Consider the following 26,364-nt stretch of genomic DNA (forward strand, 5'->3'; position numbering starts at 1 on the left):
ATGTATTAAAGAGTTCCTTCGGCTGGTCGCTTCTGCCGCCCGCGCAGCGCCGACACCAGCGCCCAAATGATTGCCACTAGCGAAAGCCCAAGCAGTCCCGCACTGACTGGCCGGGTCACGAAAACGGAAAGATCGCCGCCGCTGAGGAGCAGCGATCGGCGGAAGTTCTCCTCTAGCATTGGCCCCAGAATGTAGCCGAGGAGAATCGGCGCGGCCTCGAAGCCGATGAGCACCATGACATAGCCAGCCAGTCCGATGACGGCCACCGACAGCACATCCACATACGAGTAGGTGATCGAGTAGACCCCCACGCCAATGAATGCCACCACGGCAGGGAAAAGATACTGATAGGGAATGGCGAGGATCCTCACCCAGATGCCGATAAGCGGGATATTGAGGATCAGCAGCAGCACATTGCCAATGAAGAAGCTGCCGACCAATCCCCAGAACAGCTCCGGGTTCTCCGTGATCACGCGCGGACCGGGCTGAATGCCGTGGATCAGCAGCGCACCAAGCATCAGTGCCATGACCGCGTCGCCCGGAATGCCGAGTGTAAGCGTCGGTATGAAGGCCGCCTGTGCCGTGGCATTGTTGGCGCTTTCAGGCGCTGCGACGCCTTCGATCGCGCCGTGCCCGAAACGCTCGGGTGTTCTCGACACGCGCTTCTCGAACGCATAGGCCATGAACGATGCCATCGACCCGCCACCGGCCCCCGGCAAGATCCCGACGGCCGTACCTACAGCGGAGCCACGTAGAGTGGGGACTATGCTCTGTCGGAGGTCCTTGCGGGTCGGCATCAGGCTACGCAGCGTGATCTTGTCCTGTCGTGCGGCATGATCGTTCTTTTTTCCGGCGCTGCTGATCACTTCGGTCAGACCGAACAGCGCCATAGCGAGCGCGACGAGGCTTATGCCATCGAACAGTTGGGGAATGCCGAAGGTGAACCGCATCGTCCCGGTATTCACATCGGTGCCGACCAGGCCCAAGATTAGACCGATCACCACCGAGGCAGCGCCCATGAGCGGATTCCCCTGACAAAGGGTGGCGGTGGCCACCAGCCCCAGCACCATCATCGCGAAGTAGTCAGCCGAGGCGAAGGTGAGCGCAACTTCTGCAAGAGGTGGCGCGAGGGCGATCAGAACGGCGATCGCCAGCACGCCGCCAATGAAGGACGCGATGGTGGTGATGAACAGCGCCACACCCGCTCTGCCCTGACGCGCCATTGGATAGCCATCGAGACAAGTGACCGCGGTAGAGGCGGTGCCTGGAAGCCGCAACAGGATCGATGCGATCGAGCCGCCGTATTGCGCGCCATAATAGATGCCGGCCAGCATCACCAGCGCCGCGGTCGGGGGTACGTGAAAGGTCATCGGCATCAGCATAGTGATCGCCGCGAGATGGCCGATCCCCGGCAGCACGCCCACTACCATGCCTAGCGTGACGCCCAAGAGGCAATACAGCAAGTTTTCAACTGCAAGCGCCGCAACGAAGGCCAATTGGATATTGTCCAGAAACGTCATTACGCCCCCCACCGGACCGCCGCCAGCGGAATTTGGAGGACCAGCACGAACAGCACGTAGGTGAGCGCCATCAGCCCCAAGGCGAGCAGGAGCGTACCGATCTTGCTGCTATTCGGATCCGCCAGGCTGGCGATGACGGTCGTCAAGGCAACGGCCGGCAGCATGCCGAAACGATCAATGGTCAAGGCGAAGGCAGCGAGTGCGCCGGGAATGGCGATGTACGGACGGAGATTGAGGCTGATGCCCGTGTCCTCGCCCATCGCGAGAAAGGCCTGGCCCAATAGGGCCAAGCCGATCAACAGGAGCAACCCGCCAAGCGCGGCGGGAAACAACCCCGCCCCAACCTCGCCCAAAGTGCCGATGGAATATCCCGCTCCATGCCAGGCCACGAAGGCGCCGAGCAGGACGCAGATGAACCCGGCCAGCAGAGTCTTCCTGGTTAGTGTGAGCATCGATCGCGCTCCCACGCCGAACCGCCAGGGCCGGCCGCGCAGCGCGGCGCATCCCTGGTCAGCACGATGGAACGGTGCCGCGGCGCGGCGCCGCCTGCAATATCAATTGGCCTTGATATCGGCTTCCCTGACAATCCGTCCGAACTGCTCGCGCTCGCTTTCCAGCCGCTGCGCGAACTCGGCCGATGTGCTCGGAATGACCGATGCCCCGCCAGCCGCGAATTGCTTCTGCACCTCCGGCTTCGCCAACACCGTAGCGATGTCCCGCTGGATTTTCTGCACGATCCCGTCCGGCGTTCCGGCCGGCGCGAATATGCCAGCCCATTGAGTGGTGGCCACCTTCGGTATACCGCTCTCGGTGAGCGTGGGCAGGTCCGGTGCGGCATCCACGCGCTTTTCGCTGGTGACGGCAAGAATCTTGATCTTGCCGCTCTCGACGTAGGGCCGCACGGAGGAATAGGCGAGCACGCCCACCGGAACCTCGCCGCCAGCGAGAGCAGTGGCCGCCGGCGCTCCACCCCGGTAGCCGATGTGGCGCAGCTTCAGCCCGGCCTCCAAGGCCATCCACTCACCGGTCAGGTGGTTCAGCGTTCCATTTGCCGGAGAAGCGTAGTTGATCTGCTCCGCCTTGGCCTTCGCGAGGAAGTCCTCCATCGAGTCGATCCCCGAATCCGCATTCGCCGCCACCACGATCGGCGTGTCGCTGATCAGGGTAATCGGAACAAAGTCCTTCTGCATGTCATAGGGGATCTCGGTAAAGAGCAGTCCATTGATCACGCTCACGCCGGCTTCGGCGGCAAGCAGGGTATATCCGTCGGGTTTTGCCCGCTTGGCCGCCGTGGCCGCGATGAAGCCGTTCCCCCCGGTTCTGTTCTCGACGATGACCTGTTGGCCCCACATTTGCGAGAGTTGCTCGCCGACGATGCGGGCCGCGATATCGACAATCCCGCCCGGTGCGAAGGGAACCAGGATGGTAACATTTCTGGTCGGATAGCTCTCCTGCGCTGCAGCGCCGGTAACGGTCGTCATCACCGCCAGTAGTGCCGATGCAATCAGCTTCTTCATGCGCCCTCTCCTTGTGCGGTTGTTCCCTCGTTTATTGTTGTTGTTGCAGTGGCGAGGCGGGTGCTTGCGTCATTCGCCTCGCGAGAATGGTGGGTTGGCATAGCCTGCTGCCACATGGACATCGATCAGATATGGCTTTCCCGCCTGAACTTCCTCGAGCGCACGTTGAAGGGCCTGCTCGAGACGCGCGTGATCCCGGATAGGACCTTCCGCTGCCACGCCTTGCGCTCGCGCGAGTCCGGCGAGGTCAACTGGGGGCTCGTCGATGCGCTGGCCAATCCAGCGGTTCTCCACGGGTCGGCCCCGGCGCTTTGCAACCGCCTCCTGGTGAAGCTCGTCATTGAAGTTGGAGCGGTTGTTCGAGATGATGAACAGGGCGGGGATCTCGTAGTGAGCCGCGCTCCACAATGCCGTGCAGCCCTGCAGAAAGTCGCCGTCTCCCAGGACCGACACCACGATCCGCCCAGCATCCTTGAGCGCCAGCGCCGCCCCTATGGTGATGCCTGGCCCTGCCGCCAGGCCCGCTCCACCGTCGTGGCCGAGATAATCGAGCGGCCCGCGGAAAGGATAAACATCGCCTGCCCAGCCGATCGTCACATGGGCCAAGGTTAGAGGCAGGCTGGCCCTGATCTTCGCAAGCGCAACCTCGATGTCGCGCGGCGCGATCTCCTCGCCCGGCTTGGCCGCATAGGTCGGTTCGGGCCTGGACTGCGATATTGGCATTGGCCGGGGTTTGACATCGCCTCGCGCCTCGATGGTCGTAACCAGCTGCGCCACAAATCGGTCCGCGTTGGCCATCACCGGCACGTCCACCGGGGGCAGACCGAAATAGTCCATGCTCCAGCCGCGATGGATGTGGCTGTCGAGCGAGACATGGGCGATCGTGGCGACGATCTCCTCGGTCTTGCGCGTCACCTGCAGCAGGAATCCGTTCAGGTCCACCCAGTCGAGGCTGACGATCACATCGGCCTCCCGCACCAGGTCCTTGGCTTTGGGTGAAAGCCAGTTCAGCGGGGCGTGCGCATGCAGCGGATGTTCGGTAGGGAACACCGCCCGTTCCCGGATCGAGGTCATCACCCGGGCACCGGTCAGCTCAGCCAAGCGGACGCGCAGGTCCCATGCATCCTGCCGGCGCGACCCGCGGCCGAACAACAGCAGCGGCTTCTTCGCCCCGAGCAAAAGGTCGGCCACCCGGTCCACCACGGCGGCATCGGCGCTGGGTGGCTGGGATGGCGCATAGCGGTCGCGCGGCAAGGTGACCGGGCGTTCCAGTTTCTGCTCCTGCAGGCCGGCATCCAGGCAGATGTAGACGGGCGCGCGCGGCTCGGTATGCGTGAGCTGGGCGCCGCGGAGAAAAGCTTCGATGACGGCTTCGGGCGAGCGCGGCTCATCATCCCATTTCACATAATCGCGCAGCAGCGCACCCTGGTCCTTGGCCGTATGGATCCAGTCGATCCATGGGCGCCGCAACTCTGGGGCAACCGGGCCGGTCGCACCCACCACCAGCATTGGCATGCGGTCGCAATAGGCATTGAACACGCCCATAAGTCCGTGCATCAGCCCGACATTGCTGTGCAATATGGCACCCATGGCCCGGTCCGTTGCCTTGGCATAGCCATGGGCGATCGACACGACATGGTCTTCATGCAAGCACAGCAGCATCTTCGGCTTTTCGTTGCCGAGATAATTGACCAGACTATCGTGGAACCCGCGATAGCTTGCACCGGGATTGAGCGCCACATACTCGATGCCCAAATGGTGCAGCATTGCGGCAGCAATGTCGCTCCCCCATGCCAGCTCCGCCGGCTCGTTCGGTAACACGGGCGCTTCGTTCCGCTTCATCGATATCCTTCCCTATAGACGTGGCGGAGGCGATCTTGCGCCGCCTTGTTCACATTGGTCGATACCGCCGCAGTTCTTTTGCTGTTTTCTCCTACTGGCCTGAGTGGACGGGCTGGCTGTTCATGCTGTTTCGACTTCTCTTGGCTGGCTTTCGGCCCTCAGTTTGCGTGCTGCGCCCTGCACTGCCTCCATGATTTCCGGATACGCCCCGCAGCGGCACAGATTGCCCGACAAATAATCGCGGATCTGCTCCTCGCTGGGATCCGGGTGCTCCTCCAGCAGACGCTGCGTCATCATGATGAAGCCGGGCGTGCAGAAGCCGCACTGGAACGCGCCCGCCTCGATGAAGGCCTCCTGGATCGGATGTAGCGCCTCGCCCGATGCCAGGCCCTCGACTGTGTCCACCCTGGCGCCGTCCACAAACAGTGCGAGATACAGGCAGCCCGACACCGTCTCCCCGTTCACGCGCACCGTGCAGCAGCCGCACAGGCCCTGCCCGCAGCTCTCGCGGGCGCCGAACAGAGCGAACTCGTTCTGCAGGAGCTCGATCACCGTGTGGTGCGGCGCGACCATGGCTGTGACCGGCCGTCCGTTGAGTGTGAAGCTGATGGTGCGGTGCTCGGCCATTACTCGTCCTCGAGCGGATTGTTCTGTGCGGCACGCATGGCCCGGTAAACGGCTTCCGGCGTGATTGGCAGCGATGTGACGCGCACGCCTACCGCATCCTCGATGGCGTTGGCGACGGCGGGCGATAGGCCAAACGTCGCCGACTCGCCCACGCCCTTGGCGCCGAACGGGCCGGTGCGCTGCTCGGCGGCCACCGCCTCGTTCTCGATCACCGCCGGGACATCGTGGAAGGACGGGATCTTGTAATCCGCCAGAGTCGGATTGGTGAGCTGTCCCGCAACGAACTCCATGCGCTCCGACAGGGTAAAGCCGAGCTGCATGATTGCGGCGCCCGACAACTGGGTCTCGACGATTCGCGGATTGAGGGGCTTGCCGAGATCCGCCACGTTGACCATGCGCGTGACCTTGACGTGCCCGGTCTCGGTGTCCACCTCGACCTCGACGCCGGTCGCGCCGATCATCCAGAACGGCGTCACGTTCTCCGACAAGCCGGTGTCGTGGTCTGGCGATTGGTAGGGCGGAATGAAGCTGCCAACCCCGATGACATTGCCGGCCTGCATCCCGTATTTCTTCCTGAACAGCGCCGGGATCGGCAGATTGGTCTGCTCGGGCTCGCCCACCTCCCGTGCAAGCGCTGCGAGCTTCGCCTTGGCATCCTCGGCGGCGAGCCGCACCGCATTGCCCATGTGGAAGGTCGAGCGCGAGCCGAGCGTCGCCATGTCGTACGGCGTCACATCCGTATCCGGGCGCACCACGCGCACGCTTTCCGCCGGGATGTTCAGAACCTCGCCGACGATCTGCGCCATGGCCGTGTCCGAGCCCTGCCCCATATCGACTGTGCTGGAATAGAGCGTGCAGCTGCCGTCTGCCGACACATTGACGATGGCCATCGAGGTGGTAGGGACAACGCTCGCCTTGAAGCCGATGGCAAGGCCGCGCCCGCGCCGGATCCGCCCCGTGCCGCGGTCGAACGGCGCGCTCCAGTTCAGGCGCGCGGCCGTGCGCTCCAACACCTCCTCGATCGCCGCATCCACCATGATCGTGCCGGTGGCCTGCGGCCGGCCGTTGCGCAGGATGTTCTTGCGGCGGATCTCCAGCGGGTCGATGCCGAGCGCGCGGGCGATGAGATCCGTATGGCTCTCATACGCCCAGACCAGCTGCGGAATGCCGAAGCCGCGCAGTGCCCCGGCCGGCGGCCGGTTGGTGTAGACCGCCGCCGATTCGAGGTAGACATTGTCGATGTCGTAAGGCCCGGCCGCGGTGAAGCCCGACTTCTGCGTCACCCGCGGGCCGATATCGGCATAGGCTCCACCGTTCCACCACACGTCGCACCGGCGCGCGATGATACGGCCATCCTTGGTGACGCCGCTCTTGATCCGGAAGGTCGTCGGGTGCTTGGTGATCGTGTAGAATTGCTCTTCCATGGTGAGCGCCACGCGCACCGGCGCATGGACGAGAAGAGCAAGGGCGGCCGCAAGGGCCTCGAGCTTTATATAGAGCTTTGCACCGAAACCTCCGCCCAGATGTCCGGTCTTCACGCGCACGCGATTCTCGGGCCAGCCGAGCAGCCGGGCGATCTCGATGCGCACGAAGGACGGGCTCTGCGAAGCCGTATAGATCGTGAGGCCCGCCCCGCTTGGCTCGGCCAGCGAGATCATCGGCTCGAACGGCGTGTGCATCACCTGCTGGGTGGTGAATTCGTGCTCGAACACATGATCGGCCTCCACGAAGGCCTGGTCCACGTCGCCGCGCACCAGCTTATAGTCCAGCGCCACATTGGTGTTGCGCACGCCAGCGAGATGCTTGAGGTCCGGGAAGGTCCCGGCGGGCTTCAGCTCCTCATGCACATAGATGTCGGACCTTGCCGCCTCGACCTCGTCATAGACCGCCGGCAGCTCCTCGTAATCCACCGTGACCAGCCTGGCCGCCTCCTCGGCCACGTGAGGGTCGCGCGCCAGCACCACGGCAACCGGCTCGCCCGCATAGCGCACCTTGTCGATCGCCAGGATCGGCTGATCGTGAAAAGCCGGCCCGTAATAGGGATGCGGGATCAGTTTGCGGATCTCCTCGGCCGTGACCACCGCGTGCACGCCCGGCACATTCGCCGCCGCGCTCGCGTCGATGCTCTTGATGCGGCCGTGGGGCACTGTGCTGCGCACGATCTTGGCGTGCAGCATGCCAGGCAGGCGCAGATTGTGGGTATATTCCGCCCGTCCGGTCACCTTCGCCCAGGACTCCAGCCGGTGGACCGAACGCCCGACCTGGCCCTGCGGCATAAGCTTGGCTGTGGTCATTGCACGGCTGCTCCGGTATCGGTGTTGTCTAGCGCCTTGGCGAGGGCGCGCGCCACGTTCACGCGGATGAGCTGCTTCTTGTAGGCGGCAGAGCCCCGCACGTCGGACACGACGTCGGCCTGCTTTGCGGCCGCCTCCCCGGCTGCGCGAAAAGCCTCATCGCCGATGGGGGCTCCATTGAGCACCGTTTCCGCATCAGCCATGCGCGTCGGCGTCACGGTCGCCGCGCTGACCACGATGCGGGGATCACGAATGGTGTTGCCGGCCGCATCGAAAGACACGGCGATGCCGACCGCCGGCCAGTCATGCGCCGAACGGGTCGTGCATTTGATGTAGGCGCAACGGCGGCCGTCCTGCCCGGGAACCAGCAAACCGCTGATCAGCTCGCCAGGCGCAAGCGACGTCTCGTAATAGCCCACGAGCAGCTCGCCAATGGGAATCGTCCGCTCGCCCGCCCGGCTCGTCGCCACCACCTGGGCATCGAGCGCCATCAGCACGGGTGGCAGGTCCATATGGGGGTCCGCATGGGCGAGATTTCCTCCAATTGTCGCCACGTTCCGTACCCGGACATTGGAAACCACGCGCAGCGTATCCGCCAGAACGGGAAAGGCTCTGCGCACTTCAGCCGACCGCTCCAGACCGCCGAGGCGGACCAAGGCGCCGGCCTTCATCTCGCCGCCCGGACCAAAGCTGATGGAGGAGTAGCGCGGCTCGATCTTCCGCAAGCTCACGAGTTTCGAGGGTTGAAAGAACCCCGCCTTCATCATCAGCATGAGGGCGGTGCCCCCGGCAATCGGCCGCGAGCTCGGATCATCAGGATCAAGCAGGCTCATGGCCTCCGCGAGCGTGCTCGGCTCGGCAAGCGCGAAGGGTGTCACTGATCCGCCTCCCGAAGCAGCTGCTGGAGCTCGCCGGCGATCGCGTCGGGAACCTCGAGGGGGGTGAAGTGGCGCGCGCCGGGAATGACATGGAGCTGAGCATGCGGGATCTGAGCCTTCATGGCCTCCGCCATGGCGATCGGCGTCGCGTAGTCCTCTTCGCCCACCACGATGCGCACCGGCATATCGAGACCGGCAAGGGCTGCCCGCTTGTCGCAAGCGCCGAGCATATGGCAGGTGCGGGCGTAGGCTTTGACATCGTTCGCCAGAAACACATCGAGCGCCCGCTGAACCACATCCGGGTTCGTCTCCCGGAAACGGTCCCCGAACCAGCGGGTCTTCTGAAACTCGACCAGCGCCCCCATGCCCTCATCCAGCGCCTTTTGGGCCCGGCCCGCCCATTGCTTGGGCGCGTCCTCGCCGTAATAGGCCGTCGTATCGAGCAGGCCCAAGCCATCGACGCGCTTGGGGTAAGCCGCCGCAAAGGCGAGCGCGACGCAACCGCCCATCGAAGCGCCGGCCACCACCGCGCTGTTCCAGCCGACCGTATCCATGAGATCGGCGAGATCGTCGGCAAACAGCTCGACCGTGTAAGGCATGTCCGGCTTGGCCGATGCGCCATGGCCGCGGCAGTCATAGGCCAGCACATGGGCCGAGGGGGTCAGTCGCTCTGCGACCTTGTCCCAGAAGCCGCGGTCCATGGCCAACGAGTGCACCAGCACGATGCGCCCCGGCCCAGCACCCTCGTGCAGCGTATACCCGATACGGTGCCCATCGCGGGTTACAGCATCTCCCGCCCGAGACTTGGATGTCGTAGAGTTTACGAGCATTCTTCCCTGCTTGCGCCTATTCTTTTGGGAGCGGCCGGGCAAATCTGCCCGTCTGCGCTAGAGGCGACTGCCGCTGGCTCGCTTCCAGTTATAGCGACCAGCCATCCGCCCGGCCAAAGTACGCTTTCTCATGCCAAGCATGAGAAAGATTCATCCGGACGGCTCACGCGCCAGCTTGCAATTGGCGGATATTCGGGGCTGCATGATGTTCTTTCATGCTTGCATGCAAAAGCCTCACTTGCATTGAGGTGCGCTGTGCCAAGTACTAAGACGTGCCGCTAAAGCCCAGGAGGAGCCGCAAATGGATCAGAAAGTCTCCGAGAGCCATACGCTCCAGCACTACGACCTCTATATTGACGGGCGCGACGTGCCTTGCGACCGCACGATGGAGTCGCTCAATCCCTACAATGGCCAGCCCTGGGCCGTGGTGCCGGATGCCCGCGAGGAGCACATGGATGCTGCCGTGGCCGCCGCCCGCCGCGCTTTCGACGAAGGCCCCTGGGGCAGGATGACGGCGACCCAGCGCGGCGCGCTCATGCGCAAGCTTGCGGATATTATCGCACGGGATGCCGAGGAACTCGCCCAGATCGAATGCCGTGACAATGGCAAGCTCTATCGGGAGATGCTCGGCCAGTGGCGTTACATCCCGGAATACTTCTACTATTTCGCCGGAATGGCCGACAAGCTGCAAGGCGACGTGGTGCCCTCGGACCGCACCAACTTCTTCATCTATACCCGGCGCGAGCCGGTCGGCGTGGTCGGCGCAATCACGCCATGGAATTCGCCCGGCCTGCTGCTCACCTTCAAGCTGGCACCGGGGCTGGCGGCAGGCTGCACCTTCGTGGTCAAGCCGTCGGAGCACACGCCCGTCTCCACGCTCGAGCTCGGCAAGCGCTTCAAGGAAGCCGGCTTTCCCGACGGCGTCTACAACGTAGTGACCGGGCAGGGCGCGCTGGGCGCGGCACTCGTGCGGCACCCAGGCATTGACAAGATCGCCTTTACCGGCGCGACCGACACCGGCAAGAAGATCGCCGCCTCGGCAGCCTCAAACCTCACCCGCGTTTCGCTCGAGCTGGGTGGCAAGTCCCCCAATATCGTGTTCGACGACGCAGATCTCGACGTGGCTGCCAATGGCGCAATCGCCGGCATTTTCGGCGCGACGGGGCAGACCTGCATGGCAGGTTCCCGCCTGCTGGTGCAGGAGAGCGTTCACGACGCTCTGTTGGACCGCATCGTCGAGCGCACCAAGCAGATCCGCCTCGGCAACCCGATGGATGCCGAAACGGAAATGGGTCCCGTCGCCAACGAGCCGCAGTTCCGGAAGGTGCTCGACTATATCGAGATCGCCCGGTCCGAGGGCGGCACCCTCTGCTACGGTGGCCAGCGCGACCCCGACCTGGGCGGCTTCTTCGTGCAGCCGACCATCCTGTCGAACATCACCAACGACATGCGCATCGCGCGTGAAGAGGTGTTCGGCCCGGTGCTCAGCGTCATCAAGTTCCGCGACGAAGAGGAGGCCGTCCGCATTGCGAATGACACCCGCTTCGGGCTCGCCGCCGCGGTCTGGACCAAGAACATCCACCGCGCCCACCGGGTCGCTCATCGCCTGAGAGCGGGCACGGTCTGGATCAATGCGTATCGTGTCGTCTCCTTCCTCACGCCCTTCGGCGGTTACAAGGAAAGCGGTCTCGGCCGCGAGAACGGCGCCGATGCCATACGCGAATATACCGAGACGAAGTCGGTTTATGTGGAGCTCACCGGCGAGCCGCGCGATCCCTTTAAGCTGGGCTGAGCCGCCGGGCGCTGCCTGTCGGACAAGCCAGGTCTGCTCACGATCTGGAACCGTGTGCCGAATGGCGGGATGCTGTATAAAGATCACTGGAGGGGCTTGAGACAGCAGAGGTGGTCTGAGGATTGCGCAGGCATTTACCGTCCATGAAGGCGCTGCAGGCCTTCGAGGCCGCCGCACGCCACTTGAGCTTCACGCGGGCGGCGGTCGAGCTCAATCTGACGCAGACCGCCATCAGCCATCAGATCCGCAACCTCGAAGAGACGTTAGGGGTGAAGCTGTTTGCCCGCGGCACCGGCAAGCTCCACCTCACGCAGGCCGGCGAGAGCTACGCCGCAGCCGTGCGGCTGGTGATCTCGGAGATTTCGCTGGCCACCGACCGCGCAAGCTACGAACAGCGCGATGATACCCTCACCATCGCCTGTCTCGGCACATTCCAGATCAAGAGCCTGCTGCCGAACATCGAGGATTTCAGAACGCGCTATCCTGATCTCAAGCTCCGCTTCAAGACGCTGGTGCCAAACGCGCCGCCCACCCGGCCGGATTACGACGTGGCCATTCAGTATGGGGTCGGCGACTGGGCCGGCGCGATCGCCTATAAGCTCGGTGACGAGGAGGTATTCCCCGTCTGCAGCCCTGCCCTCCTGGAACGCGGTCCGCCGCTGCGGGAACCTGCCGACCTGCAATACCACGTCGTGGTCCGCACGGGATCACCGCTCCTCGTCCGTGATGACTGGCCGTTCTGGCTCGAGCAGGCCGGCGTTCCCGATCTTCGCTTTGCCGGCGAGATCAGCTGCGACCTGCTCTATCCCGCGTTTCACGCCGCCCTTGAAGGCTTGGGCGTCGTCATGGGCCGCTCCGCCGTGGTCCGCCATGACATGGATCAGGGGCGGCTGATCGAACCGTTCGACATCAGGGTGACCTCGCCATCGGCCTATTACCTGCTCATTCCCCACGGCCGGGAAGGCCTGCCGAAGGTCGTGGCTTTCCGCGCCTGGGCTCTCGAATGGCTGGTGCGGAGAGTGACGGCACCCAGCAGGGCGACGCGGTCACCAGTGGCGGCTCACCGCGCGAGGCGCATTGCCCCCGCCTAGAGCAATTTTCGAGCGAAGTGGATGCCGGTCCTCGGAAAGCGGCAAGTCCTATGAGAGGGAGACTTCGCTCGACAAGAGCGACAGGCCGAGCTCGGCGCGCCGGCGCAGCCACAGGCTCGCCCGATAGCGCGGATCTCCCGTGCGTGCCAGCAGGCCATCGAGAATGGCCAGAATGCGGGCCGGCCCAAGCGTATCGCCCAGGGACAGCGGCCCAGCGGGATAGCCGAGGCCGAGCCGCACCGCCTTGTCGATGTCGCCGGGCGAGGCGATCAGCTGCTGGGCGATGTCGCAGGCGATGTTGATGATCGTGGCGACGACGCGCTGGACGACGAAACCCGGGCTATCCCTGACGACCGAAACCTTGGCACCTGAGGCCGAAAGCACGGCCCAGGCCGCATCCCTGAACGCGCGCTGCATTGCCGGAGAGGTCATGAGGGTGAGCCGCCGATCGGGTCCAAACAGAGGATCGACCGCGACCGTGCGCGCCGGGTCGGTGCCGGCCGAAAGCGCCGCCTGGGTGGCATCCAGTCCGATGGGCGCGACAAGGCAGATGCTCTCCTCGGCCGGTGCCATGCCGTCGTCGTGCCAATCGGCAAGCCGCGCCGCCAAGGCACTGAGGAACGCCTGATCGGATATGGTCGAGCGGTCCAGCCAGATCCTCGCCGCGCTCCCCGCAAGCGCAGGCGGCGCGATCTCGGCTGGCCTCTCCATCGCTCCGTCGCGATAGCGGTAGAAGCCGCGGCCCGTTTTGCGTCCGAAATGGCCGGCCTGCACCTGCCGCTCGGGCAAGGGCGTCGGGCGGAAGCGTGGTTCCTGCCAGAACTGATCGTAAATCTTGCGCATGACCGTGTAGGAAACGTCGAGCCCGGTGAGATCGAGCAGCTCGAACGGCCCCATCCGGAAGCCGGCCGCCTCCCGCATCAGGAGATCGACCGTCGCCGGATCGGTGACCCCCTCCTGCACCACGCGCAGCCCCTCGGTGTAAAGCCCACGCCCGGCATGGTTCACGACGAAGCCGGGACTGTCGTCGGTCACGACGGGGAAATGGCCGAAGCTCTCGACGAGGCCAATAAGGCGTTCGATCACCTGCTCGGCCGTCTCGACTCCGCGGATCACCTCAACCACCTTCATCAATGGCACGGGATTGAAGAAGTGCAGGCCCGCCACCCGCTCGGGATGGGCCGAGCCGGCGGCAATTGCCGTGATCGAGAGTGAGGAGGTGTTGGAAGCAATGATCGCTGCCGGATCGAGAATAGGGTCCAGCCTGGCAATCAGCTCGCGCTTGGCCGAGAGATCCTCCACGATCGCCTCGATGATGATTTCGGCCTGACCAAGCCGGTCGAGCGACAAGGCTGGCACGATGCGCGCCTTTGCTGCTTTACCCGCGGAAGCGTCCATGCGGCCTTTCTGCACCGCGCGCTCGATCATGTCGCAGGCGAAACCGCGGCCCGCATGGGCGGCCGCTTCCGATGCATCGTGAAGCAGAACCTGCACGCCGGCCTCCGCCAGCACCTGGGCAATGCCCCGCCCCATGGTCCCGGCACCGACGACACCAACAACGCTCTCCGCTCTCGCCATGATCACCTTCCCTCGAACCGTGCCGGCCGCTTTTCCCGGAACGCCGCCCGCCCCTCGGCAAAGTCTTGAGAGGTGAACAGAATGGCCTGCGCGTCGGTCTCGGCTTTCAGTGCTTCTTCCAGCGACAGCGGCGCGCGTGCAAGCAGTGATTTCGTCATGCCGACGGCCAAGGGCCCCACACGCTTCAGCTTTTCCGCAAGAACATAGGCTTCCTCGAGCGCTCTGCCGGGTGTGACCTCGATATCGGCGAGTCCGGCGCGCACCGCATGCGTGCCCGAGAACGTCTCCCCCGTCATCATGGCCAGCTTGGCGCGACCGAGCCCCATGCGCTGCGGAAGGTACCACAGCGCAGCCGTGTCGGGCACCAGACCGATCTTGACGAACGCGCAGATGAATTTCGCGTCCGACGCCGTCACCACGAAATCGGAAGCCGCCGCCAGGGAAAGCCCGTTGCCGGCGACGACCCCCTCCGTCGCGGCGATCACGGGCTTTTCCGCATAGGCGATCTGGCGCACGATCCGATGCAGCTTCTGCAGACGCCTTCGGCACTGCAATGCCGTCTCGTTCATTCCCGAAATGTCGCCGCCGGCGCAAAAATTGCCGCCCGCTCCGGTGAGGATCACCACCCGCACAGCGTCATCGGAGAGCGCCGCCGCGAGGTGATCGTGAAAGACATCCCGCATGGGCAGGTCCATGGTGTTGCGGCGAGAGGCATTGTCGATCGTGATCAGCGCGATCCCATCGTCGACCGAAAGATGGACCACGCCGCTGCTGGCTTGACTGACACTGCTCATCGTCATTGCCCCACGAAAACTGGCTTACGCTTCTGCAGAAAGGCCGAAATGCCCTCCTTGGCATCGGCGGTCGCGAAGATCCTCGCCTGCCCCTCGGCCTCGCGGGCAAGCGTCTCGTCGTAGTCCGCCGGCTGCAGCAGAATGCGTTTCGAGGCCATGAAGGATGCGGTGGGGCCCGACGCGATCACCGCCGCCATCTTGCGCGCCTCCTCGAGCAGAGATGCGGCGGGATAGACCTCGCAGACCAGCCCCAGCCGCGCGGCCTCGCATCCATCGATCATCTTGCCGGTATAGATCAGCTGAGAGGCCTTATGGTGACCGAGCCGCTCGCGCAGCACATAGTGAGCACCCGAATCCGGCAGGAGCCCGATATTGCGAAAGGGGCTGCCCAGCCGCGCCGTGTCTGCGGCCAGAACGACATCGCAGGCCATGGCGATGCCCAGTCCGCCCCCGAGGCATGCGCCCGTCACCGCCGCGATCGTAGGCTTTGCGAAAGTTCGGATGGTTTGCAATGCCGGATTGACGAAGCCGTTTATCACGTCTGCCGGATCAACCTCGCCCCTGGCCTGGCCGAGGTCCCAGCCGGCGCAAAAGTCTTCGCCTGCCCCGCGTAGCAAAAGGCAGCGTAGGGGAAGGGTGGAGGCCCGTTCGAGCTGTTCGCGAAGCAGCCTCCAGTCCTCATTGCGCAGCGCGTTCTTCTTGTCTGGCCGGTTGAAGACAATTTCACCGACCGCATCCTCCGCGACGAATAGATCTATGGTGCCCATGTGCTATCTTCCTCCGGGCGCCGCGAAGCGAGCCCGACGAGCCGCGCTGACAGCCCCAAGAGTTGACCCGGCCGCCTCCGCATATTAATAATCCGGACGTCCATATGATTTTTGGCTATCATGAATCCACCAAGCCGACAAGGCATCGATGAGGGGGTGTAGCTCCATCATCCATGATGGCCAAGGCTTCCATGGGAGGAACTCGCTTGACCAGATCGGCCGCGGCAGCAGCGCGTACAGAGACATTTGAGAGCGAGTTTCGATTCTCCGATCCAGTGTTCCTCACAGAAGAGCTGCGCATGCTGCGCGAGCAGGTGCGCCGCTTCGTCGAAAACGAGGTGGTGCCGAACGGACCGGAGTGGGAAGCTGCCGGCAAGATCCCGCGCGAGGTGTTTCGGCACATGGGCGAGCTTGGTTTCCTGGGCATGCGCCACGCCGAGGAGCATGGCGGGACCAATATGGGGCCGCTCGCATCCGTGGTCTTCGCTGAGGAGCTGGGCCGGTCCACCTTCGGCGGTTTCACCGCGTCCGTGCTCGTCCATACCGACATGTCGAGCCCACACATCTCGATCAGCGGCACCGAAGAGCAGAAGCAGCAATACCTGCCGGACATCATCGCCGGGCGGAAGGTCTGCGCGGTGGCCGTTACCGAGCCGTGGGCAGGATCGGACGTTGCTGGCTTGCGCACCCGAGCGGAGCGCGACGGCGGGGACTGGATCATCAACGGCGCCAAGATCTTCATTACAAACGGTGTCTATGCCGACCTCTTCATCGTTGCCGCGCGGACCGATCCTGAGTCCAGCGGCAGTCGCGGGCTGTCGCTGTTCATCGTGGAGGCGGGCACCCCCGGTTTCCAGGTCACCCGCAAGCTCGAAAAGCATGGCTGGCTGTGCTCCGACACCGCCGAGCTCTCGTTCGAAAATGTTCGCGTGCCCGCGGAAAACCTGCTGGGGGAAGAGAACCGCGGCTTCTATGCGATCATGAACACGTTTCAGAATGAGCGCCTGTGCATCGGCGGCATCTGTGCCGGAGAGAGCGCCAAGGCAATCGAACTGACCGCCGACTATGTGCGCACCCGCACGGCCTTTGGCGGCACGTTATGGGACCTCCAGGCCACCCGGCAAAAGCTCGCCATGCTGGTGGCCAAGGCGGCCGCCGCCCGCGCTCTCACCTATCATACCGCCGCGCTCGAGGCGGCGGGCCATGACACGCGCCGTGACGTCTCCATCATTAAGGCGCTGAGCCCGGAGGTGCTGCATGAGGTCGTGCATGGCTGCCTGCAGCTTCATGGCGGAACCGGCTATATGCGGGGCACGCCCATCGAGCGCATGGCGCGTGATGCCCGGGTCCTGATGATTGGCGGCGGCGCGACCGAAGTCATGCTCGAGGAGATCGCCAAGCGGATCTAGGCCCGGTGCAGCCCGACGATCGAAACCGAGCAGACATTCTGCGAAGGCTGTCCGCCGAGATTGTGGATGAGCCCTAGGCTCGGCGCGGGCAGTTGCCGCTCGCCGGCCCGTCCCGACAGTTGCAAGTAGATCTCGTACAGCATGCGGATGCCGCTCGCCCCGACCGGATGGCCGAAGCACTTCAACCCGCCATCGGCCTGGCAGGGCACCCGGCCATCGGCATCGTACACGCCATCGAGCACGTCGCGCACCGCGCTCCCCTCCTCCGAGAGAAACAGGTCTTCCATGGTGACGAGTTCGGTGATCGAGAAGCAGTCATGCACCTCGGTAAGACTGATCTCCTGTCTCGGGTTGCGGATGCCGGCCTCCTCATAAGCCCGCTTGGCAGCAATGCGCGCCGTGTGCACATAGCTGCCGTCCCATTCGTTGGAGTGCATCTCCCAGCCATTGGAGGTGCACACCTGGAGCGCCTTGAACGTAATCAGGTCCTTCTTGCCGAGGCCGCGGGCGATGTCGGGGGTGGTGACGATCACGGCCGCGGCGCCGTCCGATACACCGCAGCAATCGAACAGGCCCAGCGGTTCGGCCACTATCGGGGCGGCAAGCACCTGCTCCTCGGTCACCGGCTTGCGCAGATGCGCCTTGGGATTGAGTGCGCCGTTCGCATGGCTTTTCACCGAGACATGAGCGATCGCCCGTTTGAGCAGGTCGCGGTCAAGACGATGCTTGCGCTGATAGGCGCTGGCAAGCTGCGCGAAGTTCGCCGGCGCCACCGCATTGGGATACCACTGCGGGATATAGGTCCCTACAGATCCCATGGGCAGACCGCCGTAACCGGTATCCTTGAGTTTCTCGACGCCGAGCGCCAGGGCGATATCGCAGGCGCCGGAAGCGACCGCGTAGACCGCCCCCCGGATCGCTTCCGACCCGCCGGCGCAGAAATTCTCAACCCGGGTTACCCCGATATTGGGCAGGCGCAGCGCGATGCCCATCGGGGTGCCGCCGCGGCCGGTGCCGATATCGTCCATATGGGTCGAGAACCAGGCGGCGCCGATCTGCTCCGGCGCGATGCCGGCATCGGCCATCGCCTCGCCATAGGCCTCCACCATGAGATCTTCGGGGCTTGCATCCCAGCGCTCGCCGAACCGGCTGCACCCCATGCCGATGATCGCAACCTTGTCCTTGATGCCGTTCGCCATGAAATTCACTCCGATCCGCTTTGGGATGCCGGGGCGCTTGCCACGCCCCGCACCGGCGTCGCCTTCCAGAAGTAGCGCAGAAACCCGCGCCGCTCGTCGAAGTCCTTGATCCGGAAGACCATCTCGACTTCCGTGCCCACCTCGACATCGCCTGGGGCAATGTCACTGAATTCCATAAGGATGCGCCCGCCGCCGTCAAAATCGATCTGGCCGTAATGGTGAGGCGGCGACATGTGGAACGAAAGCTGCTCGGCCGACCAGCTCAAGACCCGGCCGCGGCGTTCCGCGAGCTTGTATGGCTTCTGCGTATCCTTGACCGTTCCGCCCCCGTCGATGGACAGGCGGGAGGGTGGGAAATAAACCTTGCCCGTGACCTCGCAGCGGCCACCGACGAGGCCCAGAATGGCCTTGCGGTGCCGGTAGGCTGTGCTCAAAGCCGTCTTCTTGTCCTGCTCTCCGCGCATGCCGCGCTCCAGGCGCAGCTGCCCCTTGAACGACAGGAACTTCGTATAGTTCGTCTCCTCCACTCCACGGGCGATCCAGCCGGATACTCCGATGCGGGGACGGAAGCGCGAAACCGCCTCGGTGACGCGCAGGACCACCGCTTCTGCCCCAGCTCCGAACTGCGCTATGACGATGACCTCGCCCGGCCGGGCATTCTCCAGGGTCTGGGCGAGCAGCAAGAGACCATGCGCCGCGCCGGTTTCACCGATCTCGTTCTCCAAGACGTCCACCACGGCATCCGGCCGAATGCCGCACGTCTCGGCCACCTGTTCGGCCATGCGCGCGAAGGTCGAGGGGAAGATGAACCGGGTCACCTCTTCTGCCGCAACTCCGCTCTCGCCGAGAGCCGCCGCCACCGCGCGCGGGACGAGCTTGGCGATCCCCTCGTCGCGCACCCAGCGCTCCTCCCAGTGATAGTCGATGTCCTCGCCGGCCAGGCGGAAGTGATCGACGAAATCGACCGAAACCGTTCCCTTGCCCAAAAACGCGGCGATGACATCCTCCGTGCCGATGCGAATGGCGGCCGCACCGTCGCCGAAGTCAAGTTCCTGGGAGCTCGCCGCACGCGTCTTGCGGTTGTCGGCCGCGAGCACCACCGCATCCCCGCCAAAGGCGCGGACCCGCGCGACCGCGTCACCGAGGCAGGTCAAGGCGGCGCGTGGCGTGCCGGTGACGTCACGCGCCTCGACGTCCTCGTCGAGGGTCAAGGCTTCGCAGACGACACCGGCATTCAGCCGTTCGGCAAAGGGCAGCGTGTCCGATGCCAGATGGACACTGCGGATCGCCCGCCGCTTCTCGTCGTCCGGTCCCAGGCAGTCCCGCGCCGCGGCCACGGCCATGGTGATGCTGTCTTCATCCCAATTGGCCATGGCCCGGTGGCCCTTGCGCCTTGCAAACTGCGGCGCATACCAGAGATTGGCCTGCACGACCGCCTGGCGGCTGAGACGCAGCCGCGGAACATATCCGCCGTATCCGACAATTCCGATCATCTGTGCCCTTTTATCATAAGGCATGCGCGCGAGGCATCGGCCCATGCCTCTCGCCTCTCAATCGTCGACAAGCACGAAGGTCTTGTTCGCGTAATCCGCCTTCATGATGTGCAGCGGCTGGTTCGAGAAGCGCGAGCCCTGCTCGAAGGTGATCGGCGCCATGACACCGGTCTTCAAATCCTTCGTTTGCGCAAGCTGGCCATTCACGCATTTCCAGGTGAGGTCGTCGCCGCAGCGCTCGATGGCGCTGAGAAGCACCCGCGCTCCCGCATAGCCTGTCATGGTGTAGCGGTTGATGTGCTTCACCTCATCTTCCGAGAGGTACTTCTTTGCGAGCTCCACGAACGCCTTGCCAGCCTCGCTGCCCAGCGGCTCCACGTAATCCACGGCATAGAGGCCGTCGCTCGCCGGGCCGATCAGATTGAGGACCGCGCTGACCCGGCCGGGCCAGAAGATGCCCACCGCGGGCTTCATGCCCAGGGTCTCCATCTCCTTCACCATGGCCACGTTCTCGCTGATGATCCCACCGGCGATAAACACGTCCACGTTGGCATCGCGCGCCCGGCGGATCTCCGACGAGAAATCCTTCTGGCCACGCGCGTAGATGGATTCGAACACCACGTTGAAGTTCTTCTCTGCCTTCGCCTTCTCGAGCCCTTCGCGAAGCGCGACGCCGTAATCGTCATCTTGGGTCACGACGCCCCAGCGGGCATCCGGATGCTTCTCCGCGAGATAGAGCGCCAGCTTCCGCATACCCTCTTCGTAGGATTGGCCGACGACGAAAACGTTCTCGCGCGGCGGATTATAGAGGGGCTCGACCGGTCCGATCGAAACGATCGTGGGAATGCCGGTCTGCTCGACCAGCGAAATCGACGCCACCGCCTGTCCGGAGCCCGAAAGCGAGGTCAGCGCGAACACCCGGTCGACCGAGATGAGCTTGCGCAGCGACTGGATCGTGCGCGAGCTCACATAGCCGTCATCCTCGGCGATGAGGCGCAGCTTGCGGCCGTTGATGCCGCCATTGGCATTGGCTTCGGCCAGGGCGAGTTTCACGCCGATATTGTGCGCGATGCCCAGCAGGCCGGGTGGTCCCGACAGCGGCTCCACCTCGCCGAGCAGGATTTCGGTATCGGTGACGCCTTGGTCGGCGGCGCTCGCCGGTGCCGCAAGGCACAATGCCGCGAACGCCGCGGCCAGAATTCTCGCCTTACCCATTGTCCATTATCCTCCCTGTTGTATTCACGGATAGCTCCACCTGATGGCTCAGTAGCGGAGCGGCCAGTTGACCCAGCCGCGCTTCAGGTCCCGCCAAAGCCCGACGAGCCCATGTGGCTGAAACCTGAGGAACAGGATGATCACCAGGCCGTAGAGCATGCTCTTCAGCTCGTGCGCGCCCGTCGAGATCGCCCGCGCAGCCTCTCCCCCCAGGACGCCGAAGCCGAGATTGACCACCTCCGGCAGAAGCACGATGAAGACCGAGCCGAGCACGGCGCCGAGCGCCGTGCCGAGTCCACCGACGATGAGAATGGCGAGCGCCTGGATGGACAGGACGAAGGGGAACCCATCCACCGACACGAAGCTGAGGAAGATGCCATAGAGCGCGCCCGAAATGCCGATGATGAACGAGCTGGTAACGAAAGCGAACAGCTTGTAGGCATGCAGGTTCACCCCCATCACCCGCGCTGCCGTATCATTGTCGCGAATCGCCACGAAGGCGCGGCCTATGCGGCTGCGGCGCAGATTCAGCGTGGCGAGCAAGGTCGCGGCCGCAAAGCCCAGGCACAAGAGCGCAAAGGCGGCATCGCTCTGGAACGAGACGCCGAGAATGGTCGGCCTGTTGACGAAGATCCCGCGGGCGCCCCGCGTAAACCCGTCGAAGCTGAGGATCAGGTGATTGATGATGAACGAGAAGGCCAGCGTGGTGATCGCAAGATAAAGGCCGGTGAGGCGCAGCGACGGGACGCCCACCAGCAGGCTCGCCAGCGCCGGCACCAAACCCGCCAGAAGCAGGCCGACCAACGGATCATAGCCGTGCAGCGCGACGGGGATCGCATAGGCATAGGCCCCGAGCAGCATGAACCCGACATGGCCCAGTGAGATCAGCCCGGTCCAGCCGGTGAGGACATTGAGGCCGAGCGCGCCGACCACGGTGATCGCTATGGTGGTCAGCAGCGAGAGATAGAAGGGATTGAGATAGAAGGGCGCAACGATCAGCGCCAGCACCAGAGCGATCACCCAGGCCCGCACGGCCCACGAGTCGGTGAGCGCGATCTGCTCGGCTATCGTCTCCTTGAAATACCCGCTGCGCATCAGACCCTCTCGATCCGGCGTGTGCCGAACAGGCCGAACGGGCGCACCATCAGAATGAGAATGATGATGATGAAGCCCGCGACTTCCTTCATGCGCGGGTCGAAATAGCCGCCCACCAGGTTCTCCGCCGTGCCGATCACCAGCCCGCCGAAGGCCGTGCCCAGCACCGAGTCGAGACCGCCCAGGATGGTGGCGGGGAAAGCCTTGAGGCCGAGCGTGAACATGACGGGCGACAGTTCATAGATGATCGCGAACATGACGCCGGCGATGCCCGATATGATGGTCGCGACCGCCCAGGCCACAGACTGCACCCGCGCCGTGCTGACGCCCATCAGCAGCGCGGTTCTGTCGTCGCTCGCGACCGCGCGCATGGCCACCCCGAACCGCGACCGGCGGAAGAAGATGAAGAAACCGACGATCACGGCGATGAGGATCAGAAATACCGCGACCTGTCCGGAACGGAGGCGCACGCCACCCACCTCGAGGATTTCCTGGCCGACCCCCAGATCGAGCGCATGCGGATAGGCATCCCAGAGGAAGACGATGGACGAGCGCAGCACCACGGCAAGGCCGATCGTCACCATGATCGTGGTGAAGACCGGCTCGCCCATCATCGGGCGGATCACCAGGCGCTCTATCGCGAGGCCGAACAGGCCCGCGAACACGATGGCCGCGGCCGCCACCACGAACGGATTCCCGTCCACGTGGACCGAGATCGTCCAGGCCACATAGGCGACGATCATCGCGACCTCGCCCTGCGCGAAGTTGACGAGGCCGGTCGCCTTGTAGATGACGGCAAAGCTCATGGCGATGAGGCCGTAGATCGCGCCGATCGCCAGGCCTGAAACGATCAGTTCTGTGAGGAACGTCACGGCCGCGTCACTCCCCGTAGATTGCCTTGAGTTCGGCGGCGAACTTCTTGTCGATCATCGACCGTCGCACCTTCTGGGTGGCGGTCAGCTCGCCATCGTCGTGGTCGAGCTCCTTCTGCAGGATCACGAACTTGCGAATGTTCTCGACACGGGCGAACAGCCCGTTCACCCGGTCCACCTCGCGTTGCACCAAATCTTGCACCTCAGGCAGCTCGGTCAGCGAGCGATAGGTCGTATAGGGCAGGCCTTTGCTGCTCGCCCAGCGCCCGACATTGTCGAAATCGATCTGGACGAGCGCGCCGAGGAACTTTCGCCCCTCGCCCACCACGATCACCTCCTTGATGTAGGGGCTGTCCTTCAAGGCGTTCTCGATCTCGGAAGGAGCGATGTTCTTGCCGCCGGACGTGATGATGATCGCCTTCTTGCGATCCACCATCGCGATTTCGCCATTGTCGAGCTGGGTGACGATGTCGCCTGTCTTCAGCCACTCCCCGTCGAGTGTGGCCGCGGTTGCCTTCTCGTCGCGGAAATAGCCCTTGAACACATACGGGCCACCCAACAGGATCTCGCCGTCGTCCGCGATCTTGAACTTCGCCCCATCGATCGGGATGCCGCAGCCGCCCAGCCGGTGATGCTCCCCGCGCTGGATGAAGACGCAGCCGGCCGACTCCGTCATCCCGTAGCCTTGACTGACCGGCAGGCCGATCACCGAGAAGAAGCGGAGTGTCTCCGGCGAGACCGATGCCCCCGCGCAAAGCCGATGAACGGTGCGGTCGAGGCCGACGTGGCGCTGAACGTTTCGGAATAGCGCGAGATGGCAGGCCCGCTGGAGCATGCGGTCGACAAGCGAAAGCTGCCCGCCATTCGTCTGGCGCCGGTCATCGATGCGCCGGCCGAGCTTCAGCACCTGTGTCGCGAGCTGGCGCCGGATGGGACCGCTCTCCGAGAGCCGGTATTCGAAATTCTCCTTCAGCTTTTCCCAGATGCGCGGGACGCCGATGAACATGGTCGGCGCAATCTCGCGCACATTCAAGGCAACCGTATCGATGCTTTCGGCGAAATTGACGACGCCGCCTAGCACCAGCTGCATCACCATGGAATAGCAGCGCTCGGCGGCGTGGCAGAGGGGCAGGTACCCGACCACTTCGAAGGGATGCCGGTCCATGCCGACGGCACGCGCGTAATTCCAGGTGGAACTGATGATGTTGCGGTGGGACAGCATTGCGCCCTTGGGCGGGCCGGTGGTGCCGGAGGTGTAAACCATGAGGGCCGTGTCGTCTGGCATGGTCGCGTCTATGGCCGCGTCCAGCTCGGCCTCCGCCCCCGGGTGATCGGAGAGATAGACATCGCCCAAGTGCAGCAGTTGCTCGAACGACATCAGTCCGGGCTCGGCGTAAGAGCGCATGCCCTTCATGTCGACGCAAGCGATCGTGGCGAGATCCGGAAGCCCCTCGCCATTCGCCCGCGCGTCGAGCACCTTGTCGGTCTGCTCCTGATCACCGCAGACGGCAAGCTTCGCCCCGCAATGGCGCACGATATATTGCAGCTCGGGCCAGGGATTGGTGGGATAGATGCCGACCGGGATAATCCCCAACATCTCCGCGCCGAGATCCGCATAGTACCATTCGGGCGTGTTCTCGCTGGCAATGGCGATGCGGTCGCCGCGTCTGAGCCCGAGCGACATCAGTGCGAAGGCGAAGCGGCGCGCCTGGCGCTCGTAGTGTGCCCAGTCGTACCGTTTCCAGCACCCGTGCTCCTTCTCGCGCAGGGCGAGTGCCGTGCCGTGCAGCCGCGCCCTATGGCGCAGCAGGCGCGGCGTCGTGGTGTCGCCCGCCGCGAGCACGTCGGCGCTGGTGGGGTCTCGTCGATCGACGACAGGCGCATGGGCGGTCACGACGGAAAGCGCCGTCATTGCACGACCTCCATGCCGGGGCCTGGAATCTTGTCCTTGCCGGCGCCCAGATAGGCTTCGGCGACGCCTGCGTGCCTCTGCACCTCCTCCGGCGTGCCCTCGGTGACCGTGCGGCCGAAATTCAGGACATGAACCCGATCGGAAATATCCATCACCAGATCCACGTCGTGCTCGATCAGCAGGACCGCGATGCCCAGCTCGTCGCGGATGTCGAGAATGAACCGGGCGATGTCCTCCGTTTCCTCCTGGTTCATGCCGGCGACGATCTCGTCGAGCAGCAGCAGCTTGGGGTCGGCGGCCAATGCGCGCCCAAGCTCGACCCGCTTCTGCTGGCCATAGGAGAGTGTCCCTACGATCTTATCCCGCAGATGCTCAATCTCCAGGAATTCGATGATCTCCTCGACCCGCTGGCGGGCAGCTATTTCCTCCCGGCGGCAGCGGCCATAGTGGAAGAGCGACTCCACCACGCTGGTGCGCATATGCCGGTGCCGTCCGATCAGCATGTTCTCCACCACGGTGCCGTGTTTGAACAGCGCGAGGTTCTGGAAGGTGCGGGCGATGCCGAGCGTGACGAAATCCCACGGCCGCACGGTGGCGAGGTCGCGCCCTTCCATCAGGATGCGCCCACTGCTGACGGGCAGCACGCCCGAGATCAGGTTGAACAGCGTAGTCTTGCCCGCACCATTCGGGCCGATGATCGCGAAGATCTGGTTCGGCATCAGCGCAAAGGACACGTCATTGACGGCGCTCACCCCGCCGAAGTGCTTCGAGACGTGCTCGACCTGCAGCAGCGGCAAGCTCATGACAGCCACCTCTTGCGCCGCTTGTAATGCTTGACGTCGCGAAAGCTCTTGCGCTTGCCGCCACCAGACCGGCCGAGATAGAATTCCTGCACCTCCGAGTTCGCCATGAGGCGATCGATGGCACCGTCCAGCACCACGCGGCCATTTTCGAGGATGTAGCCGTAGTCGGCCACGGAGAACGCGTGGGCCGCGCTCTGCTCGACCAGCAGGATCGTCACGCCCATCTCGTCGCGCATCCGCTTGATGGTGCCGTAGATCGTCTCCACGATCAGCGGGGCCAGGCCGAGCGACGGCTCATCCAAGGCCAATAGGCGAGGCGAGGCCATCAGCGCCCGCCCGATCGCCACCATCTGCTGTTCGCCGCCCGAGAGATAGCCGGCAATCTGATTGCGTTTGGCCGCCACCTGGGGAAACAGCTCGAAGACCCGTTCGCGCAGTTCCTTCAGCTTGGGGCCGGGCTGGAGATGGCCGCCCATGGTGAGGTTTTCATCGACCGTCAGATCGATGAAGAGCCGGCGCCCCTCGGGCACCTGCACCAGGCCGGCGCGCACGATCTGCTCGGCGCTGCGCTCGTTGATGCTGTCGCCTGCGAAGCGGATCGAGCCGCTTTCGATCTCGCCCTCCTCGATCTCCAACACGCCGGAAATGGCCTTGAGCACGGTTGACTTGCCCGCGCCATTCGATCCCAGGAGCGCGACGATCGCCCGTTCCGGCACGGAAAGGGAAACATCCCGCACCGCTTCGATGGCGCCGTCATAGACGATGCGCAGATTGTTCGCCTCCAGGAGCGGGCTTCCTGTTGCGAGATGATCGGCCGCATACGCTGGCGAATGCAT

Annotated in this window: 22 protein-coding genes; 3 read left to right on the top strand and 19 right to left on the bottom strand. The window is 64.3% G+C overall.

Annotated elements, in window-relative coordinates:
• Window positions 1–5: 5 nt before the first annotated feature.
• From E4P09_RS05415 to E4P09_RS05450, 8 genes are all read right to left on the bottom strand, one after another.
• Window positions 6–1,520, bottom strand: a complete 1,515-nt coding sequence (locus tag E4P09_RS05415) for a tripartite tricarboxylate transporter permease (RefSeq protein ID WP_137388514.1) — start codon at window positions 1,518–1,520, stop codon at window positions 6–8.
• Window positions 1,520–1,972 carry a tripartite tricarboxylate transporter TctB family protein gene (locus E4P09_RS05420; RefSeq protein ID WP_137388515.1) on the bottom strand — a complete coding sequence of 151 codons (453 nt, stop codon included), beginning with the start codon at window positions 1,970–1,972 and terminating at the stop codon, window positions 1,520–1,522. The genes E4P09_RS05415 and E4P09_RS05420 overlap by 1 nt, the downstream gene beginning before the upstream one ends.
• Window positions 1,973–2,074: 102 nt before the next feature.
• The gene (locus tag E4P09_RS05425; RefSeq protein WP_137388516.1) at window positions 2,075–3,037 is read right to left on the bottom strand and encodes a Bug family tripartite tricarboxylate transporter substrate binding protein; all 963 of its coding nucleotides are present in this window, start codon (window positions 3,035–3,037) and stop codon (window positions 2,075–2,077) included.
• A gap of 69 nt (window positions 3,038–3,106) precedes the next feature.
• Window positions 3,107–4,879 (bottom strand): thiamine pyrophosphate-binding protein, encoded by a 1,773-nt coding sequence (locus tag E4P09_RS05430; protein WP_137388517.1) that lies wholly within the window; start codon window positions 4,877–4,879, stop codon window positions 3,107–3,109.
• Window positions 4,880–4,999: 120 nt separating this feature from the next.
• Window positions 5,000–5,506, bottom strand: a complete 507-nt coding sequence (locus tag E4P09_RS05435; protein ID WP_137388518.1) for a (2Fe-2S)-binding protein — start codon at window positions 5,504–5,506, stop codon at window positions 5,000–5,002.
• Entirely contained in the window at window positions 5,506–7,800 is a 2,295-nt protein-coding gene (locus tag E4P09_RS05440; RefSeq protein ID WP_137388519.1) for a xanthine dehydrogenase family protein molybdopterin-binding subunit, read from the bottom strand. Before E4P09_RS05440 ends, E4P09_RS05435 begins: the two co-directional genes overlap by 1 nt.
• Window positions 7,797–8,678: an FAD binding domain-containing protein gene (locus E4P09_RS05445; protein ID WP_137388520.1), complete on the bottom strand. Its 882-nt coding sequence runs from the start codon at window positions 8,676–8,678 to the stop codon at window positions 7,797–7,799. The genes E4P09_RS05440 and E4P09_RS05445 overlap by 4 nt, the downstream gene beginning before the upstream one ends.
• Window positions 8,675–9,508 (bottom strand): alpha/beta fold hydrolase, encoded by an 834-nt coding sequence (locus tag E4P09_RS05450; protein ID WP_137388521.1) that lies wholly within the window; start codon window positions 9,506–9,508, stop codon window positions 8,675–8,677. The genes E4P09_RS05445 and E4P09_RS05450 overlap by 4 nt, the downstream gene beginning before the upstream one ends.
• Window positions 9,509–9,809: 301 nt before the next feature.
• Between E4P09_RS05450 and E4P09_RS05455 the strand changes: the two genes are divergently transcribed.
• Both E4P09_RS05455 and gcvA read left to right on the top strand, forming a co-directional pair.
• A complete protein-coding gene (locus E4P09_RS05455; RefSeq protein WP_137388522.1) occupies window positions 9,810–11,300 on the top strand; it encodes an aldehyde dehydrogenase in 1,491 nt (496 codons plus the stop codon).
• A 122-nt stretch (window positions 11,301–11,422) separates the two neighbouring features.
• Window positions 11,423–12,391, top strand: a complete 969-nt coding sequence (gene gcvA / locus E4P09_RS05460; protein WP_275406442.1) for a transcriptional regulator GcvA — start codon at window positions 11,423–11,425, stop codon at window positions 12,389–12,391.
• 48 nt (window positions 12,392–12,439) lie between these two features.
• Here gcvA and E4P09_RS05465 read toward each other — a convergent pair whose 3' ends face one another.
• The 3 genes from E4P09_RS05465 to E4P09_RS05475 are packed head-to-tail and all read right to left on the bottom strand — an operon-like array spanning window position 12,440 to window position 15,530.
• On the bottom strand, window positions 12,440–13,969 hold the full coding sequence (locus E4P09_RS05465; protein WP_137388524.1) for a 3-hydroxyacyl-CoA dehydrogenase: 1,530 nt from the start codon (window positions 13,967–13,969) through the stop codon (window positions 12,440–12,442).
• 2 nt (window positions 13,970–13,971) lie between these two features.
• Window positions 13,972–14,763: an enoyl-CoA hydratase/isomerase family protein gene (locus tag E4P09_RS05470; RefSeq protein ID WP_170984244.1), complete on the bottom strand. Its 792-nt coding sequence runs from the start codon at window positions 14,761–14,763 to the stop codon at window positions 13,972–13,974.
• A 2-nt stretch (window positions 14,764–14,765) separates the two neighbouring features.
• The gene (locus tag E4P09_RS05475) at window positions 14,766–15,530 is read right to left on the bottom strand and encodes an enoyl-CoA hydratase/isomerase family protein (protein WP_137388526.1); all 765 of its coding nucleotides are present in this window, start codon (window positions 15,528–15,530) and stop codon (window positions 14,766–14,768) included.
• A 206-nt stretch (window positions 15,531–15,736) separates the two neighbouring features.
• On the opposite strand from E4P09_RS05475, the gene E4P09_RS05480 reads away from it, so the two are divergent.
• Window positions 15,737–16,939: an acyl-CoA dehydrogenase family protein gene (locus E4P09_RS05480; RefSeq protein ID WP_239025029.1), complete on the top strand. Its 1,203-nt coding sequence runs from the start codon at window positions 15,737–15,739 to the stop codon at window positions 16,937–16,939.
• Here E4P09_RS05480 and E4P09_RS05485 read toward each other — a convergent pair.
• Genes E4P09_RS05485 through E4P09_RS05520 form a run of 8 tightly spaced genes read right to left on the bottom strand, consistent with a single transcriptional unit; the run spans window position 16,936 to window position 26,364 of the window.
• Window positions 16,936–18,138, bottom strand: coding sequence for an acetyl-CoA acetyltransferase (locus tag E4P09_RS05485; protein ID WP_137388528.1), 1,203 nt, complete (start codon window positions 18,136–18,138; stop codon window positions 16,936–16,938). The genes E4P09_RS05480 and E4P09_RS05485 overlap by 4 nt on opposite strands.
• A gap of 5 nt (window positions 18,139–18,143) precedes the next feature.
• Window positions 18,144–19,631, bottom strand: coding sequence for a hydroxymethylglutaryl-CoA synthase family protein (locus E4P09_RS05490; protein WP_137388529.1), 1,488 nt, complete (start codon window positions 19,629–19,631; stop codon window positions 18,144–18,146).
• Between the two features lie 57 nt (window positions 19,632–19,688).
• Window positions 19,689–20,846: an ABC transporter substrate-binding protein gene (locus E4P09_RS05495; RefSeq protein WP_137388530.1), complete on the bottom strand. Its 1,158-nt coding sequence runs from the start codon at window positions 20,844–20,846 to the stop codon at window positions 19,689–19,691.
• A 48-nt stretch (window positions 20,847–20,894) separates the two neighbouring features.
• On the bottom strand, window positions 20,895–21,941 hold the full coding sequence (locus E4P09_RS05500; protein ID WP_137388531.1) for a branched-chain amino acid ABC transporter permease: 1,047 nt from the start codon (window positions 21,939–21,941) through the stop codon (window positions 20,895–20,897).
• A complete protein-coding gene (locus tag E4P09_RS05505; RefSeq protein ID WP_137388532.1) occupies window positions 21,941–22,813 on the bottom strand; it encodes a branched-chain amino acid ABC transporter permease in 873 nt (290 codons plus the stop codon). The genes E4P09_RS05500 and E4P09_RS05505 overlap by 1 nt, the downstream gene beginning before the upstream one ends.
• Window positions 22,814–22,820: 7 nt before the next feature.
• A complete protein-coding gene (locus tag E4P09_RS05510) occupies window positions 22,821–24,725 on the bottom strand; it encodes an AMP-dependent synthetase/ligase (RefSeq protein WP_137388533.1) in 1,905 nt (634 codons plus the stop codon).
• A complete protein-coding gene (locus E4P09_RS05515; protein ID WP_137388534.1) occupies window positions 24,722–25,528 on the bottom strand; it encodes an ABC transporter ATP-binding protein in 807 nt (268 codons plus the stop codon). The genes E4P09_RS05510 and E4P09_RS05515 overlap by 4 nt, the downstream gene beginning before the upstream one ends.
• Complete coding sequence (locus E4P09_RS05520; RefSeq protein WP_170984245.1) at window positions 25,525–26,364, bottom strand: ABC transporter ATP-binding protein; 840 nt, start codon at window positions 26,362–26,364, stop codon at window positions 25,525–25,527. Before E4P09_RS05520 ends, E4P09_RS05515 begins: the two co-directional genes overlap by 4 nt.

It is taken from the genome of Rhodoligotrophos defluvii (genome assembly GCF_005281615.1).
Classification (GTDB): Bacteria; Pseudomonadota; Alphaproteobacteria; order Rhizobiales; family Im1; genus Rhodoligotrophos; species Rhodoligotrophos defluvii.